Raw genomic sequence first — 15,274 nt, 5'->3', positions numbered from 1 at the left:
TTTTATATTATTCAGTAAGTTTTTAGTAAAATCATTATATCCAGATCCGAGCAGATGAAGTCTCAGCATTGCGTTCAAGCGCTGAAAAGATGTGACGCTCCGGTTTTTTCTGCGAATTCAACCTTTTCCACCACAACACTGCGCCGCAACGTTCAGAGACCGGCGACACGGACAGATTTTCCAAGCGTCTTAATATATGCAACGTCTTCCTTTGACAGGTTAAACCACTCCCCCTCAAGGCGTTTAGCGTGATACTTTCTGTGAAGATCCCGTTCAGCATACGAATAGTCGTCGAACCAAGCATAGTGCTCCACTGAGATCGGAAAGGGCAGCTTGACCTCAAAGAGCCGCGTTCTGCTCCTCACATTTACGCTTTTTCCGATCTTGACGCCATATTGTGATCGTATGAGGTAAACATAACCCCCGGTCGGTATGTTGGACGGACGAATATCTGAAGGTATGGAACTAGACCGGTCGACCACCTCGAAAGACAAGTCTTCAGGAAAGTGCTCGGCAAACGTCGCGGAAAGCATGTAGCGGTCAACCACGTCCGGAGCAAAACTAAAGAATGGTTTCGTTTGTTTCCACCAGCGACGTCCCGATGGATTGGGGCGATAAGATACATCAGTTGGACTCCATTTCACCCTCGCTTGTCCTTCCCGAATAGCGAGAACAACGCCATAACGCGTTGCGTGCCCAAGTTGAAGCAAATCGTCCCATGAAGCCTCTAGAATTCCATATTTTGCTCTTAGAGAGCGAATAAAGTCCGCAGGACCAGTAATTGTGGATTCTCCTCTCTCACTTTGGCTTTCCACTACAGCTGCCGGATCAATGCGTAGGAATTTCGAAATTTTGGCTTCGGTCATACCACCTCAACTTTTGGCGGGAGTGTTGCTTGTCATGGCCACATACATTGAATATTCGCGAGGCAGATGGATACGAGCCACCCTTCGCTGAGTTCTTACTTCATGCGACCGCTTTTGGCTGCGGATTCAATCGGTCAACGCAACACACTGTTCAAATCGTTGAGCCGGTGTTTGGTAGTGTAGCGTCTTCCTGGGGCGCTCGTTGAGTCTTCTGGCTACTGCATCGAGTTGCTCTTGCGAATACGTGGAAATATCCAGCCCCTTGGGGAAATACTGGCGCAACAGGCCATTGGTATTTTCATTTGAACCGCGCTGCCATGGATTCTGTGGATCGCAGAAGTAGACTTGGATGTCGGTGGCCAACGTAAAGCGTTTATGCCCAGCGAGCTCGCTGCCACGATCCCAGGTCAGTGATTTGTACAGTTCCTGGGGAAGCCTGCGGGCATTGTCGATCAATGCGTTGACCACCGTTTCGGTATTTTTGGCGGCGACTTTTATCAGCATGACATAGCGCGTCTGGCGTTCAACCAAGGTCACGATCTGGCTGTTGTGGCTGCCGCATAGCAGGTCCCCCTCCCAATGCCCGGGCACCGCTCGATCCGCTGCCGTCGCTGGACGCTCGCTGATCGACACGGCGTCGACAATTCTGCCGTGGTTGTCCGTCTTTTGGGTGTGATGACGTGAACGGCGCTTGGCGCGCGTCCTGCGTAAATGCTCCAGCAGCTCCTTCTTTAGGGCGCCTCGGGCCTGGATGTAGAGGCTGCGGTAAATGGTTTCGTGCGACACGTGATACTCCTCGTGGCTCGTGAACAGCTGCTTGAGCCAGCCAGCAATCTGTTCTGGTGACCACTGCAATTGGAGCTTGCTGGCAACCATGTTGGCCAGCATGCGGCTCTCCGTCAGCTTACAAGGTTTGGGGCGACGCGCCTGATCCCAAGCATGCTGATCGGCCTGAGTCGCGCGATATGCCTCGCGGCCACCGTTGCGCTTGAGTTCCCTGCTGATGGTCGATGGTGCTCGTCCAAGGCGTCTGGCAAGTGCGCGGATGGATAGGCCTGCAACGATGGCACGCGATACCTCCTCGCGCTCGGCCAGCGTCAGCGCCATTCTGGAACGGCATCGCGGCGCTGGCCGTATGCCACCAGACTCAGCCAGAATCCGCTGTATCGACGAATGATTCCGATCAAATAGCTGGGCTATCATCTGCAGGGTGTCGCCTCGTTTCCAGCGCTCCCACATCAAGGCCTTCTGGTTCTCGGTGTAGTAATGCGTGGTTTCTGTTTCATCTTCAACACTCCTGTAACCTAGGCGTTTAGGTTAGAGTGTTGCGACCACCGATTGAATCCGCACATCTCCAATTCAGGGTCTGGTTGCAATCTCACCTCGGCGATCTTTGTGTCGAGTTGATGACGTAATAACAGCGCCACCTGATGCTGATCACCAGGCTTGTTGTCGAACAACGCACGGTAGCAAGTCGCCTGCAGCTCGTCTGTATCGTCCTCAACGATCCAGTAGGCGGGTACCGCTGCACCGTGATGCACTTCCTGAAACACAGTTTCAAGCAGTGCGATTGTCGCCGATAAGGCGCGTCCAGCCCGCTCCGACTGGTGCGTCTCATCGATCAAGCTCGCTTCGGGATGTGCTGCTGCGTTGCCCCATCGGCGTAGCTGGGTGAGCCGGTCCCGAGTGTCGCGGTTAATGCGTCGTGCCTGCTCCAATGCCCGGATTTTCTCTTCCAAGCCATCCGGCCAATCGACTACCTCATGCCGGCGCAGCAGGTCGCAACACATGCTCGCCATCGACCTTGCCGCGATCAAGGTATTTCTGGGAAATTGCCGCGCGCTACGCTTAGCTTCCCCGTATAGCTGGCCGAGGGGCGCCGACACGTGCTGTACAAACTCAAGATCGTTCATAGGTAGCGAAAGAAAGACGACGAAGACCGCCGTTTGCACAGTGTACGCGAGGACGAGTGTCGAGGCGACGATCAAGGGCCAGAAAATGGGGAATCGTTGACGTGCAAAGGCGTTTCGCAGCAACCGTGGAGTGAGTCGCCGAAGGCACTGACGCCAGCCGGTCTATTGAGCCTGCCCGCCACGTGAACTCGCCGTTTGGATGCCGGCTGAGGGTGATCTCCGTGACGATCAGAAACGACCCCGGCGTGATGTGCTTCCATGACTAACTACCAGCTACTTAGATCAATAACTTGAAGTTAAATCCTCAAATAAGAGAATAACTTCACTTATATGAATTTAGTAGTATATGCACTTCGTTCTAAGTTCCTTAAATGCTAAAATAGTGAAATTACTTTCCATATAGTGCGCTAACTTCAAAATGTTGGATTTTACATTCGCCACACCCACCGAACTGTGCATGGAGATAGCGCGGCGTCTCAAAGCACAACGCATGCGCCTGGAACTCTCTCAACCTGAACTCGCACAGCGCGCGGGCGTCGCATTGGGCACGGTGTCTGGTTTTGAAAAGACGGGGAAGGCCACACTCGAAACGTCGTTGCGCCTTGTCGTTGCCTTGGGCCTGACAAAAGAACTTGAATCGCTCTTTTTGCAAAAGCCGACGTCAATCAAGGAACTGGAAGAAGCCAGCAGGCCAGTTCGCCAACGTGTTCCCCGGAAAAATAAAAGGGTGTCATGAAAAAGCTCAACGTCAATTTTTGCGGATGGGGCCAACAATGGCATCTCGGCACGCTTGCACACGAAGGACGTGCTCTCCTTTTCGAATACTCTGATGAAGCACTACAGCGGGGTATCGAACTCTCTCCAATTTACTTGAAACTGCGCAAAGTGGCCTATTCGGATTTTCCGAACAGCCAAGAGAACCTGCCGGGGCTGATTGCCGATTCGTTGCCTGACGGCTGGGGCCGGCTTCTGATGGACCGCTGCTTCCAAAAGGATGGGCGCGACCCGGTCGGCATTTCACCATTGGATCGACTGGCGTTCATCAATGATCGCGCGATGGGTGCGATGGTGTTTACGCCGCCCGATGCGTTGAGCCATGATCCGGAATATCAGGAATTGCGCGTACTGGCCGAAGGCGCGCAGGCGGTGCTGGCAGGCAAAGATACCGCGACCCTCGAACAGCTGGCACTGACTGGCGGCTCGCCCCACGGCGCGCGACCAAAGGTTCTGGTTCAGTACAACGGCGCTACGGGACAGGTCAGCACCGACCGTGCTGCGCCTGGCGCAGCATGGCTGGTGAAATTCCAGGCTCAGGGTGAAACCAAGGAAGTATGTGCTATCGAGAAGCTGTACGCTACCATGGCGGAGAAATGCGACCTGGACATGCCCGCCACGAAATACTTCGACTTGTCCCCGAAGTTGGCCGGCTTCGGAATCGAGCGCTTTGATCGTCAAGGCGGCATGCGGGTGCCGACCCTGAGCCTGGCTGGTTTGCTTGACGACAATTTCCGTTTGCCGACACGGGACTATACGGTGTTCTTAAAAGCGACCAGAACCCTGACCAAGGACGAGCGGCAGGTAAAAAAGGCTTTCGAGCGATGTGTATTCAATGTCGTCTTCCACAACCGTGACGACCACACCAAGAATTTCGCCTACGTGATGAACGAATCGATGCAGTGGGAGCTGGCGCCGTGTTACGACCTGACGTACAACGTCGGCGTTGGCGGTGAGCACCAGATGACGGTCAGCGGTGAAGGTCGTCACCCGGGGCTGCAACACCTGCTCAAGCTGGCGGCTGCGGTCGACCTGCCTGAGACATGGGCTCGCCAAACGATTGAGCGCATCACGGCCGTGGCGGGCCAGTTCGCCCCTGATGCAAAAGAGAGCGGCATTAAGTCAGCCACTCGGACCTCCATCAAAAACGCGATCGAAGCAAACCGGAAGAGGATGGCATAACGTTGTTCGGTCATATTGATGAGCATCTAGAGCAACTCGTTGTCGGCGTGGAGGCTGTCGCTTGTGTAGCTTCGACCATATTGGCACCTAGTGCACTCAGCCGCAGCGGCTTCTCCGCAATGCCCGAAAACTTCTACCACCGGCAGCTCGTTCAACAGCGTCTTGGGCATCACGCGCTCGATGGAGAGCTCCGCATCAGCCGACCGGCAAGCAGCCGCAATTAACGCCGACCACTCACCTTCAATCCAATGCAGCGAAAATGCTGGCGGCGTTCGGATGCTGGGGGGGGCGTTGTTGCACGGATAAGGTTTGCGCAAGCGGATGAATCGAAGACAGTCACAGTTCAATCAATTTCTTGAACACCCAACAATGCTGTCGGCTAGCACCTCAGTAAGATGTCGGCGTACTCAAGATTTGCTGCTAGGGGGGGGGAGGAACAAATTTATGCAAATTTCGGGAACAACTATGTGCAAACGAACGGGAAAACGGTCTCTCGGCCGTTTTCTTTCAAAGCCTCCTTGCCTGATAATTGTTATTATCAGGCAAGCATTTATGCTAAAATTCGCCTGAAATCGGCATCGAACTGCAGCAATTCTTGCTCCATCCATGTGCCTTCGCCTGCCTTCCGCCATGTCACTCTACCGGTCCAGCAACGATGATCCAGCAACGTGTTGCACCACCAGGCACAACCGATCCTAGGCCTGTCGATATGCTTGGCGACACCACATTTCCATCGCTCTTACGGAACTACCTTCATGGCACAGAACACGCATGTCGTCACGGCAGCAGTCAGCTACACCCGGGCAGACTACACCGCGTTACGCGCACACCTACTGAAGCTGCCACTGGCCCGGATTGCTGAACTTTACTACAGCAGCGACAGCCCGCAGGTGCGGCATGGCCTTGAGCGATTCCTCGATGCCATGCGCGACGACTTGGGCGGCCGTGCCTTAATAACAGATCCCGAACTGACCAGGCTACTGACAGGATCCTTCGAATCCGATGCAATATCCCTATCATTGGATCGCCTGGTGTCAGCCGCAGCGTTGGCGCCAGCGGTGCCGCAGCCCGGACAAGCGGTTTCCCAATGGCTGCGCCCAAAAACCGCTGCAGTATTGCACGCTGAAGGCATTGTCCTGATTGCCGACCTGATTAGCCTGATCAGGCTCAGAGGTCCCGGCTGGTGGAGATCGATTCCCCGTATCGGAGCCAAACGCGCCAGCGTCATCATTGCGTGGCTGCAGAGTAACAAGGAGACGCTAGGCGAACTACCGGCTCCTGCGCCGGCCGGCCGGCCCCCTGCCCCGGCCTTTCTGCTTGATCCCCTGCAAACATACCGGTTAGCACCGCTGGGACACTTCAGCCTCTCGAGTGCATTCGACGGCTCGGCCGGTATCAATCGCAATCACAAATTCTGTTTTATCCAGGCAGATGACGACTTGCAGGCCATCGAGTCCTACCTTGCGCGTTTCGAAGGCAGGACACATACTTTGCGTGCGTATCGCAAGGAACTTGAGCGCTTCTTGTTATGGGCCATCATGATCAGACGCAAGCCGATGTCGTCCTTGCTGGTCGATGACTGCAACGCCTACAAGGATTTCCTGATTGCCCCCTCCCCGGCCTTCATCGGCAAGAAAGCGGCACGCTTTACCGAGCAATGGCGCCCGTTTACCCCGGAGCCGATGACCGCCAAGACACAAAAGCAGGCGGTAATTATTCTGCGAGCCGCGTTCGAGTACCTCGTCCGCGTACGCTATTTGGGAGGCAATCCCTGGGTGGCCGTCGTCGATCCGGCGGTCACAGAAGAAGTTCACGCCATCCAGGTCGAAAAAGCCCTCGATGATAACCTGTGGGATCTACTCGTTGATCAATTGTCGCAACGCGCCGATGCCGCCGAGAATGCACAAGATCGGGCAGCGCTTGCCGCCATTCTCTTGTGCGGCGACTCTGGGCTAAGACGCGAAGAGGCCGCTGGCAGTCGGCGCGCAGATCTCAAACCGAGCCAGTGGGCATCAACTGTCTCAACGCTACGCGTACTCGGCAAGCGAAACAAAAAAAGAGAGGTACCGGTAAGCGAGCGTACCCTCAACGCACTGCGCGCACACTGGCAGGATCGCGGTCTCGACTTCGACCACCCGCCGGTTGATTCGAGCAGTAACCCGATAGTCAAAGACAGGGCGCTCCTGGCACCGTTGGTCATCCCACGCCATGCAGCGGCGATCGCGCGCCATGAGGACCAAGTGGGCAATGGCTATACCAGCGATGGGCTATACCGGTTAATTACCTCTTCCATTGAACGTCTTCAGCACACTCTTCTTGAATTGGGCATCCAGCCCGAAGACATTGCGCAGTTAGCGACTACCACTCCACACGCATTCCGCCATACGTTTGGCACACTGGCGGTAGCAAGTGGCATGCCACAGGATGTGGTGCAGGGAGTGCTGGGACATGTGAGTGCGGCTACCACATCCATTTATGTGCGTGCCAAGGAAAAACGGACGGCTGAAGAGGCCGCGAAGTATTTTCTACAGCAGCACGAGAAGAACCAGGCGCGGAAGCGTTGAAAAAGTAGTCGTTGGGCGGTCCGTTTTTTGCAGCGCATCGAAAAGATTGCCTGCAAACACAGCGTCCTCTCAAGCCCTACAGCAAGTTTTATGCTCTGACAGAAATGGCCCGTCCAGTTTGAGTACCGCGGTACCATGTGCGCCATATGCGCGGTTTTTATCTGACGTTTCCAATTCGCGACGCGCTGCGTCACGAATTGAGCCGGACCCACTATCGCACCTTGCTGCGGGTGGAGCGTGAGGTGGCGCGCCACTGGTACATGGAGGAAGCTGCAGCAAATGAAACAGGGTGAGCTGTCCTGCCAGCGCATACAATTGGCCTGCGAGCGACATTGCATCGGCGCCATCGATTGCAAACTGGCCCTTGCGGAGGTTCTGCCAATCCTGCTCAGGAGATAGATCCGTTCCCAACAATCAACAACAGACAGCCCGGACACACTGAAAAATTGGCTAAAATTACAATACATAGTAACCGGCGATCAGATCTTAGGCCCGGTGTTACCGCACCTGGTTTAGCTCTCATTTCCTATCCACGTGTGCTACCAAAGGCCGCTGTCAGGATGTTTGTCACCTACATCATCGACCTCTGGCCAAGCTGCCTTGACGAGGGGATCAAGCCAATCAGCCATTAACGTCAGCTGCTCGATGCTTCCAGTGAGCTCAGCTGACATTCTTGGTTGAGCCAATATCCGGTCCCGGAGCCGGCGAAGCGATTCCGCACGATCGAGATCCTTGGACATGCTCTCAAAGGTCGCCAATTTCGCAAGTAGCTGTTCTTTGTGCGCCTTTCGCTGCTCCCAAGCCGCGACCTTGGCGCGCTGCTCACGTGCCCGCTCTTCGTACACGGTGGCCCGTACATGACGCCGAAGCGTGTCGTTCTCGATCCAGAGTACCGCCTTCTGAACCTTGTTCTCAATCGTCGCGCTAGCAGTGTCTTCCATTTTGTAGCACTCGAAATACCCGTTGACATTGAAGATCCCCACATGGAGCTTCCCGGTCGAAATATAGCGATATTCAGGTGGGCGGTATTCCCATGTTGACCGCAACTGCGCTAATCGCGGCCGGCCCGGGCGAGCTTTAAGCTGAGGAGGTGGAACGAGCTCTTGCGTTATACGCTCACGGATGCGGACAAAGAACAGCTGGTTGCGAATGACGAAACAGTTCCGCTTGAGGCTTGTGTCCCGCCGCATGCCACGATGAAGGGAAGGAAGTGGGGGATGGGAATTGTCAAACTGGGCACCAATACATCTTAATGCATAGGCGAATCGATCAACCAGGAGCAGCGACCGCTCGACTGCACCGTCGGACACCGAAATATCTGCCCAAGTGACGCCTGAAGAATTACGAACCCCTTCTTCAACGTCAATACCCTTCATCGCTCGCACGACCAGCTTGGTTTCTGGCTGAAAGGATTGATGATCTCGCGTGGGACAATACGCTGGAAAGTCCGCCAATAGTGGCGGCGGGCTATCATGCCTTGCTTGAGCAAACCGCTCTTCTATTTCCTCATCCACATGAGACAAGTACTTGGATCGCGTATACGTCGAAGCCACGCTCGTCGCATGCAGCGTCGGCTTGTAGAGCGTCGCCCCTTTCACTACCTTCATCCAGTATCCACGCGGAGGCAAAGGAATATCTAATGTTACGCAGATTTTCCGCAAGGCGACATCCGACAGGGCGTAGAACTTGGCGACTTTGGTCATCGGTTCCGCCCAGACCTGATCAAAAAGCGCTTGCCTTTCTATCGTCTGGTGTTGCCAGGCCATCTCACCTCCACGGGCTGCGTCTAGCGGCGGCTAGTCGATCAAGATCGGCAAGCGAACATGGGCATTCTGCAAAAAATCAAAGCCGACTTCTTGACTCAACTTACCAAGCTCCGAGCACAAACCCAGACGAAGCACCATCGGCGGCCAATCATTTTCCACGGTAGCTGAACGCGATCATCTACCGTGGAAGGGTTACACTTTTGCTTGATCCAGAGCCTTACCCGAATCAACCCAGTCTTTAACCCATTTCGGCTGGCGGCCGCGGCCACTCCACTGTTGCGAGGCATCATTCGGATTACGATACTTTACTGCAACCGTTTGGGTTTTTACCCGGACACCGTCACCGACCAACTCTTTGACCGATTTTCCAAGGCTCTGCGCAATTTGCAAAATTTTTGCCCGCGCTTCATCCAGATCCTTTTGCTCGCGGACCTTCAACTGCTTTTTGATGTCGTCCTGTAATGCACGCAATTCCGCAATGCTCAGATTTTCCAGATTCATAGAATTCACCTATTAAAACGTTTGAATGACTGGGAAATTAACACATTTCTCTCCCCCATCATCCGTTCAGTTGCAAACTTTTTCAAAAAATTCCAAGCCTGCACCTAATTTGTGGCATCAATCCTGGCCATCGCTTATTTTCTAGCGCACAACCCTAGCGGTAGCATCACGACAGATCGGACGTTAAGGCAATTGGCCAAATCCATTCCAGACTACCCTATCGCAGCGGCGGCCCGAAAAACTCCAGTGATGCATCACCTAGCGGATCGCCAGCCGCTACATTGGGCGCTTCCACGGCGTGTAGACGCTCGGACTCAGCATGGCGCGACCGCACTTCCGACGCCATCAGGCCAGCATACGCGAGAATACGCAGCCGGTTAATTCTCCTTGGACCTTTCGGAAAGCGCTGAAGATCATCAAAGAGGGCTGGAATATCCTCGCTCATCAGGACAAAGCTCATTCGCATTACCGCGCTCATAAAGCACTCCTGGGTAACACGTGCGGTACCTCTGGGTTTTCCAGCTCCGGTCCGACACCAACCTGGTGTGTTTTGGAAAATGCGGTCCCAGCGTACTGAAATCCTTTGACATTGGCAAAGATCGGATCTTTCAGCTCGGTGATCATATGCCTCGGAAAAGCTGCCTTGAGCGCCTTCCTGTAAAAGAACGCGGCACCGCCAACCAAAATGATATTTTTGAGATCGGCGGCATCTCCGACATAGCGCGTCATTTCGGCGACAGCTTGCTCCGGTATCTTGAGCGCCATGGCCAAATGGGGCGCAATATCGTAGTCGGACTGAAATATCACCGGCTTCTTGCCTTCCCGTAGCGCCCGGTCAATCACATCGTAATCTCGGTATTGTGATGCAGTCGTCCGACTAATGCCATCGGCGATCGACTGCAATACGTCGAACATGCCACGGTTGACTGAATGGCTGCGCTTTTCCACTTGCTGCATACCGTGAGAGACAATCCAATCGAAAGTACGCCGGCCAGGATCCACAATGAGACTGCGCTCCTTGCGTAACTCGGCGACCCGGTTATACGCAAGGCCGTAATACATGAGAGCGCCAGTCGGCTGCGCCACTGCCTTGACCCGCGCGATAGTGACCCGCTTGCCGTTCCCTAGCTGATGCTCACCCTGCACCTTTTTTTCTAATGCCGCTACCCAGCGCCGCTGCTTGAAGGTGGCGACAGGAAGACCGACGACGAGAAGATCGATATGCTCAAGTTGCATGTAATGCACAGCCCCCAGCAATAACGCCATATATTCAGGTGTAAGGCAGTAGTGATCGTTTTGCAGCATATTCGCCGAGAAAACGTCTGCTGCCAAATGGACATCGGGACCAACTTCGTAAAATAGGCCCTCGATCGGCACAGTCGTCGTCTTGCGCTTTGCGCCCCAGGCATCCTGGTCACGCAACGACTCGGATGGCGCTGCCTGTGAAGGAAACATGTCACATTGCGGGGTTCCATCCTCTTTGATGCCGACAATAAACTTCGTGTTCCCACGTCCCACATCGACCGCCCGTACCACTGGATTCATGATCCTCTCCTGCCGACCTCATTTCAAAAATGTACTGCCAGATAGCATGCAATGAGGACAAACAGAATGCGTTTTATGCGCCCCTTTTTAATTTGCCGCGCCTCCATCGCATTTGCAGTGCGACTGGAATGGTTTTCGCACCAAGGCGGCGCCCAACTTGGCCCTAAGAGCCGCTCTCCAACTGTTCCACACCCGTTGTGGAAACGCTTTCCACCCAATGTGCCGAGCTCCGCATCGACATGCGTCAATACGATTTACAATCAGAGGTATCACTCTCCGTTCACTTCTCAAGTGAAAAAAACGTTTTTTGGGGTCTTACAATTTAAATTGGGGTTCAATTACAATTTTTCGCGGTCAAAAATCCCCTTGACTTCGATTTTCGCGCCGCCTAATCTGGGAGCACTGTCTGGACCTGCTTCCATGACCATCGCGGTCTCAATGCAGCGCCCGTGAGCGAAATCACCGTCGCAGTCGTAACCTGCCACTGTCGACTGGATCACCAGTCCGTTATGAAGGAGCCATGGAACCATGGCCCACTGTTCTCTGTATCCGATCCTCGAGATCGACGTCCGTATCCAATCATTCCTGCACCGCCGTGAGCCGTCAGGAGCATCATCGCCTGCTGAACGCGATGCATGCAGATAGCCCATAGACATGATCTGGGGCGTGTCGGCACGACCGGCATCTCAGCAATTCCCATTACACATTTCCCCTCGTGCGACCATCCTCGGATGTCGACATGCCGCCGTTGCCCGTGAGGCTTCGAGCATATCGGTATGCACGTAGCGCCAGAAGGTCCGGTGGTAGGACCTTGGATATCGGCGTGGGAGATGGACTCCTCGACATTCAATAGTTGGGCCTGGCAGTCAACCAGGCAGCCTTTGCTACGCACTGTGCGTGGCACTGCCCGCCCTTGAGGCGGGGGTAGTCGGGCAAGGCGAAATCCACCCGTCTTCGGCATGCGCATTTTTAAGAGACCATTCGCTCGCGCGATAGACCCTATCCAAGAAAGCAGTGCGCCTAGGGCACACGCATTGCCTGCAATTCCTCGCCCGCAGGACGAACGCACATTGGCCGCGTCTCGCCGCACCTGGAAAATGGCCAAGCATTCGACGTGGTACTGACAGCGCCACGTCGGTAAATTGTTTCAACGGGACTGCACAGCTTCGTGATACCACATCCGAGGAGCAGGAGGACGAGCGTGCAACGGGACTATCCGTCTGCGCCAGATGGCATGCGGCTGCGCGGTGAGGGTGCCTGAACAAGGAGATTGGTGATGACGAACAATAGCAACTGGAAAACCCAACTGGACATGATTTTGTTGGAACATAACGGCAAGCATGCGTATCGCAACAAAGTGGTGTCCCACAACACCATGGAAGCGCGCAAGCTGGGCCTGGAACGCGCATTTACCACCCTGCGTGCACTGGGATTCAAACCGACGCCCGATAACCTAAGCAGCAAGCACCTCTGCGCACTCATGCTGCACTGGACGGGAAAGACCATCGGTTCCCCGCGGCAAGGGGTGGCGAAGACGGTGCGCCAGCCGTTCAGCCCCGCCTACATCCAGCAGCAAATGAGTTTTCTGCGGGTGTTTGCACGTTGGATCGGCAAACCCGGACTGGTTCAGAGTGCTGAGCAATATGTCCATGATGTGCACCTGGTGACTCGGCACTACAGTGCAGACAGCGACAAGAGCTGGACCGGGAATGGCGTCAATGTGGACACGATAATCGATGCCGTGACGGCCATGGACGACAGGGTCGGTACGCAACTGCGCATGCTGCTGGCATTCGGACTGCGGCGTAAGGAAGCGGTGATGTTCTGCCCGCACGCCGCCGAGGTACCAGCCTACGCATTGCCGGCCGGTTACCCGCAGCACGGCACTGACGGTTTCATTAGTTTCTTGCGCATCAAACGCGGCACCAAGGGAGGCCGCTTGCGTTTCGCGGCAGTACGTAACGATGCACAGCGCAGAGCGTTGAGCGAAGCCTGTCGCCTCGCCCGCTTCCGGCACTCGCATATCGGGCACCCGGATTTGACACTGAAACAGTCGCTCGACCTGTTTTCCAACGTCGTGCGCAAGGCTGGCTTGACTAAAACCGACCTTGGCGTCACTCCGCATGGACTACGCCACGAATTCGCGGGGGATCTCTTCTTTGACATTGCCGACTGCCAGGCACCGGTGCGCGCCGGGCAACTGTGCCTGGACACGGAAGCACTACGCGCGCTCTACCATCAGGTGGCATTGCAACTTGGGCACAACCGCCCACAGATCAGCAATGCCTATCTCGGCTCCCCCATGCAGAAAAAACCAGTACAGGAGGCTGATTGTGACCTTGTCCCGTGATGATAGAACTCACCGCCCTATTCCGCGGCGTGATCAGTCGCGTACGTCCGATGAAAGGCGGCGTCGCATGCCGCTGTCTTCCATCGTCTGCCGCCTTGCATCGCGCTGTATCAATGCCTGGCGACTGCGCCACAGACCACGTCACCGCAACAACGTTGCCAAATCCCGCGCTGTGCTGCGGCAATTGCGCTCCTGGGACGGCCCGTATCTGAACCCCAGATGCATCGCCTTCCTGCGCAAGGTAGATCCGCTGATATTCGAGGAAATAGTACTGACGGCGCTGGAAGACTGCGGCCTGTTTGTCTGGCGCAATGTGCGCTACACCGGCGATGGCGGCATCGATGGCAAGGCATGGCATCCGCACCATGGATGGTGCGCGGTACAGGTAAAGCGGTATTGCCAGCATGTGTCAGCCGACCATGTGCGGGAATTTGCTGAGTTGGTGGCAACGTATCGGTATCACGCCGGCCTGTTCGTCCACTCGGGACGCAGCGGCGCGGCGCTTTACCAGCACCTGGGGAATAGTCGGCTCACTCTGATCAGTGGCGAACGGCTACTGGAACTTCTGTTACAACGCCAACTGGGCCACCTATGGTAGTAACGGCCTTCTAAAACCGGAGTAAGCAGTTCCGAATGTAAAGAAATGGATCGCCGCCAGATGCCTATACGCGGCGATCTCATTGTCCGCTTCAACCTGGAACGGTGACGCGGAAGCCAATTTCTGGCTCAACGCGATCCACCTCATGCGCGCGCAGATGAAAGACTCCCGCGACATCCCCCGAAAACCAGTGGCCGCCCCGGATCAAGGCCTCGCCACTATAATCTTCTCCAGCCGATGGGCCGTCGCCAGCTCCGCTCAGATACAGCCACTCGTCAATGCGATCTACCGTGGGTGAGTTAAAGGGGAATGGCCCAGCAACAATACCATCCGCATCCCCCTGCACGTCGTCGAAAATCCATGTATAGGCATTTCCAGATACGTCATGAATCACTTCACCGTTGGAGAGAACATGCCAACGGCGTTCAGACAGACACGTTGAGCGGTGAATACCTGGCTGGGGCCCCTCGCATGTCCCCTTGTGCAGCCCTTGATACAGCCGACCATGTCCCACTGCGCCGCCAGTCCAGTTGATGGGCTGGCGCATGATGTTGCAGGCGATGGCCAATGCCTGCCGCTCTGTCAGCAGTGCCATGCCACTCTCGACACTGATCCTTTTCGCGTCCCAGAACGAGATCGACGTCCAGGGAGCTGTCCACGGGTCAATCTGAATGGTTTTGAATGCCCCCTCACCACACAGAAATGCACCAACACGGAATGCCGGCACCACCTCGCCGCCGACAAAGGTATCTGGCACGGTCACCAGACAGTTGTTTTGCAGAGTACGGGCGATGACCGCGTCACGAATGGCGCCGGACCGCGACGGCGCCTCAACCTCGCAAGAGACAGCATATGCAGCCAAGGCCGCCAACACATGACGGTCACTTGCAGCTTCCAACAAAAGCCGTTCGGCCAAGCCGGCCTGTGGTTCCCGCGCAGTATTGTGGCATGAGATAGCCGAAGCCGCAGTGGTACGTAATAAACCATGCAGCGCGACTAAGGAAGATGCATTGTTCGACATGCTAGCCTCCGATAAATGAGAATGTAGGAGGTTCAGTGTAAAAGCGTGAGACGGCTTCTCAAGTCGCCGCCACGCCATTACTGCATAGAGGAATGGACATCGATGCGATGACGCCGTCAAGGCTATCAATGGGTTGAGCAGAATCCCGGCACACGCCGTCTGCGCTGCAGCTGCGGCTCTGAAGGAAATAAATG

Annotated in this window: 14 protein-coding genes and 1 pseudogene; 6 read left to right on the top strand and 9 right to left on the bottom strand. The window is 55.3% G+C overall.

Features of this window, described 5'->3' with window-relative positions:
* Positions 1-152 precede the first annotated feature (152 nt).
* From CLU91_RS26665 to CLU91_RS26655, 3 genes and pseudogenes are all read right to left on the bottom strand, one after another.
* Positions 153-866, bottom strand: a complete 714-nt coding sequence (locus tag CLU91_RS26665) for a GIY-YIG nuclease family protein (RefSeq protein WP_100876966.1) — start codon at positions 864-866, stop codon at positions 153-155.
* Between the two features lie 126 nt (positions 867-992).
* Positions 993-2,152 (bottom strand): annotated as a pseudogene (locus CLU91_RS26660) (IS30 family transposase).
* A gap of 18 nt (positions 2,153-2,170) precedes the next feature.
* Positions 2,171-2,779 (bottom strand): DUF4145 domain-containing protein, encoded by a 609-nt coding sequence (locus CLU91_RS26655; RefSeq protein ID WP_157814829.1) that lies wholly within the window; start codon positions 2,777-2,779, stop codon positions 2,171-2,173.
* Positions 2,780-3,197: 418 nt separating this feature from the next.
* On the opposite strand from CLU91_RS26655, the gene CLU91_RS26650 reads away from it, so the two are divergent.
* From CLU91_RS26650 to CLU91_RS28760, 4 genes are all read left to right on the top strand, one after another.
* Positions 3,198-3,515 (top strand): helix-turn-helix transcriptional regulator, encoded by a 318-nt coding sequence (locus CLU91_RS26650; RefSeq protein ID WP_100876963.1) that lies wholly within the window; start codon positions 3,198-3,200, stop codon positions 3,513-3,515.
* Positions 3,512-4,735, top strand: a complete 1,224-nt coding sequence (locus tag CLU91_RS26645; RefSeq protein ID WP_100876962.1) for a type II toxin-antitoxin system HipA family toxin — start codon at positions 3,512-3,514, stop codon at positions 4,733-4,735. Before CLU91_RS26650 ends, CLU91_RS26645 begins: the two co-directional genes overlap by 4 nt.
* Before the next feature lie 755 nt (positions 4,736-5,490).
* A complete protein-coding gene (locus CLU91_RS26635; RefSeq protein ID WP_100876960.1) occupies positions 5,491-7,299 on the top strand; it encodes a phage integrase family protein in 1,809 nt (602 codons plus the stop codon).
* A 146-nt stretch (positions 7,300-7,445) separates the two neighbouring features.
* Entirely contained in the window at positions 7,446-7,592 is a 147-nt protein-coding gene (locus CLU91_RS28760; RefSeq protein WP_100876959.1) for a DUF1016 family protein, read from the top strand.
* Between the two features lie 246 nt (positions 7,593-7,838).
* Here CLU91_RS28760 and CLU91_RS26625 read toward each other — a convergent pair whose 3' ends face one another.
* The 5 genes from CLU91_RS26625 to CLU91_RS28595 form a co-directional block, all read right to left on the bottom strand.
* Positions 7,839-9,065 carry a hypothetical protein gene (locus tag CLU91_RS26625; protein WP_100876958.1) on the bottom strand — a complete coding sequence of 409 codons (1,227 nt, stop codon included), beginning with the start codon at positions 9,063-9,065 and terminating at the stop codon, positions 7,839-7,841.
* 192 nt (positions 9,066-9,257) lie between these two features.
* Positions 9,258-9,566: an H-NS histone family protein gene (locus CLU91_RS26620; RefSeq protein WP_100876957.1), complete on the bottom strand. Its 309-nt coding sequence runs from the start codon at positions 9,564-9,566 to the stop codon at positions 9,258-9,260.
* A gap of 217 nt (positions 9,567-9,783) precedes the next feature.
* Positions 9,784-10,044 carry a hypothetical protein gene (locus CLU91_RS26615; RefSeq protein ID WP_100876956.1) on the bottom strand — a complete coding sequence of 87 codons (261 nt, stop codon included), beginning with the start codon at positions 10,042-10,044 and terminating at the stop codon, positions 9,784-9,786.
* Complete coding sequence (locus CLU91_RS26610; RefSeq protein ID WP_100876955.1) at positions 10,041-11,111, bottom strand: PRTRC system protein D; 1,071 nt, start codon at positions 11,109-11,111, stop codon at positions 10,041-10,043. The genes CLU91_RS26615 and CLU91_RS26610 overlap by 4 nt, the downstream gene beginning before the upstream one ends.
* Positions 11,112-11,449: 338 nt before the next feature.
* A complete protein-coding gene (locus CLU91_RS28595; protein ID WP_100876954.1) occupies positions 11,450-11,641 on the bottom strand; it encodes a hypothetical protein in 192 nt (63 codons plus the stop codon).
* A gap of 746 nt (positions 11,642-12,387) precedes the next feature.
* On the opposite strand from CLU91_RS28595, the gene CLU91_RS26600 reads away from it, so the two are divergent.
* Together CLU91_RS26600 and CLU91_RS28055 are read left to right on the top strand one after the other, a co-directional pair.
* A complete protein-coding gene (locus tag CLU91_RS26600; protein ID WP_100876953.1) occupies positions 12,388-13,461 on the top strand; it encodes an integrase domain-containing protein in 1,074 nt (357 codons plus the stop codon).
* Positions 13,462-13,528: 67 nt separating this feature from the next.
* A complete protein-coding gene (locus tag CLU91_RS28055) occupies positions 13,529-14,059 on the top strand; it encodes a restriction endonuclease (protein ID WP_157814828.1) in 531 nt (176 codons plus the stop codon).
* A gap of 91 nt (positions 14,060-14,150) precedes the next feature.
* Here CLU91_RS28055 and CLU91_RS26590 read toward each other — a convergent pair whose 3' ends face one another.
* Positions 14,151-15,080 (bottom strand): hypothetical protein, encoded by a 930-nt coding sequence (locus tag CLU91_RS26590; RefSeq protein ID WP_157814827.1) that lies wholly within the window; start codon positions 15,078-15,080, stop codon positions 14,151-14,153.
* Positions 15,081-15,274: the final 194 nt, after the last annotated feature.

The sequence above is a fragment of the Janthinobacterium sp. 64 genome (assembly GCF_002813325.1).
GTDB lineage: Bacteria > Pseudomonadota > Gammaproteobacteria > Burkholderiales > Burkholderiaceae_D > Janthinobacterium.
Note: the sequence above shows the minus strand (reverse complement) of the source record. Positions and strands in the feature narration are given on the sequence as shown.

Excerpts from the sequence above, each read along its gene's own strand:
- CLU91_RS26665 (WP_100876966.1), bottom strand. The coding sequence starts at position 866 with ATGACCGAAGCCAAAATTTCGAAATTCCTACGCATTGATCCGGCAGCT.
- CLU91_RS26655 (WP_157814829.1), bottom strand. The coding sequence starts at position 2,779 with ATGAACGATCTTGAGTTTGTACAGCACGTGTCGGCGCCCCTCGGCCAG.
- CLU91_RS26650 (WP_100876963.1), top strand. The coding sequence starts at position 3,198 with ATGTTGGATTTTACATTCGCCACACCCACCGAACTGTGCATGGAGATA.
- CLU91_RS26645 (WP_100876962.1), top strand. The coding sequence starts at position 3,512 with ATGAAAAAGCTCAACGTCAATTTTTGCGGATGGGGCCAACAATGGCAT.
- CLU91_RS26635 (WP_100876960.1), top strand. The coding sequence starts at position 5,491 with ATGGCACAGAACACGCATGTCGTCACGGCAGCAGTCAGCTACACCCGG.
- CLU91_RS28760 (WP_100876959.1), top strand. The coding sequence starts at position 7,446 with ATGCGCGGTTTTTATCTGACGTTTCCAATTCGCGACGCGCTGCGTCAC.
- CLU91_RS26625 (WP_100876958.1), bottom strand. The coding sequence starts at position 9,065 with ATGGCCTGGCAACACCAGACGATAGAAAGGCAAGCGCTTTTTGATCAG.
- CLU91_RS26620 (WP_100876957.1), bottom strand. The coding sequence starts at position 9,566 with ATGAATCTGGAAAATCTGAGCATTGCGGAATTGCGTGCATTACAGGAC.
- CLU91_RS26615 (WP_100876956.1), bottom strand. The coding sequence starts at position 10,044 with ATGAGCGCGGTAATGCGAATGAGCTTTGTCCTGATGAGCGAGGATATT.
- CLU91_RS26610 (WP_100876955.1), bottom strand. The coding sequence starts at position 11,111 with ATGAATCCAGTGGTACGGGCGGTCGATGTGGGACGTGGGAACACGAAG.
- CLU91_RS28595 (WP_100876954.1), bottom strand. The coding sequence starts at position 11,641 with ATGGTTCCATGGCTCCTTCATAACGGACTGGTGATCCAGTCGACAGTG.
- CLU91_RS26600 (WP_100876953.1), top strand. The coding sequence starts at position 12,388 with ATGACGAACAATAGCAACTGGAAAACCCAACTGGACATGATTTTGTTG.
- CLU91_RS28055 (WP_157814828.1), top strand. The coding sequence starts at position 13,529 with ATGCCGCTGTCTTCCATCGTCTGCCGCCTTGCATCGCGCTGTATCAAT.
- CLU91_RS26590 (WP_157814827.1), bottom strand. The coding sequence starts at position 15,080 with ATGTCGAACAATGCATCTTCCTTAGTCGCGCTGCATGGTTTATTACGT.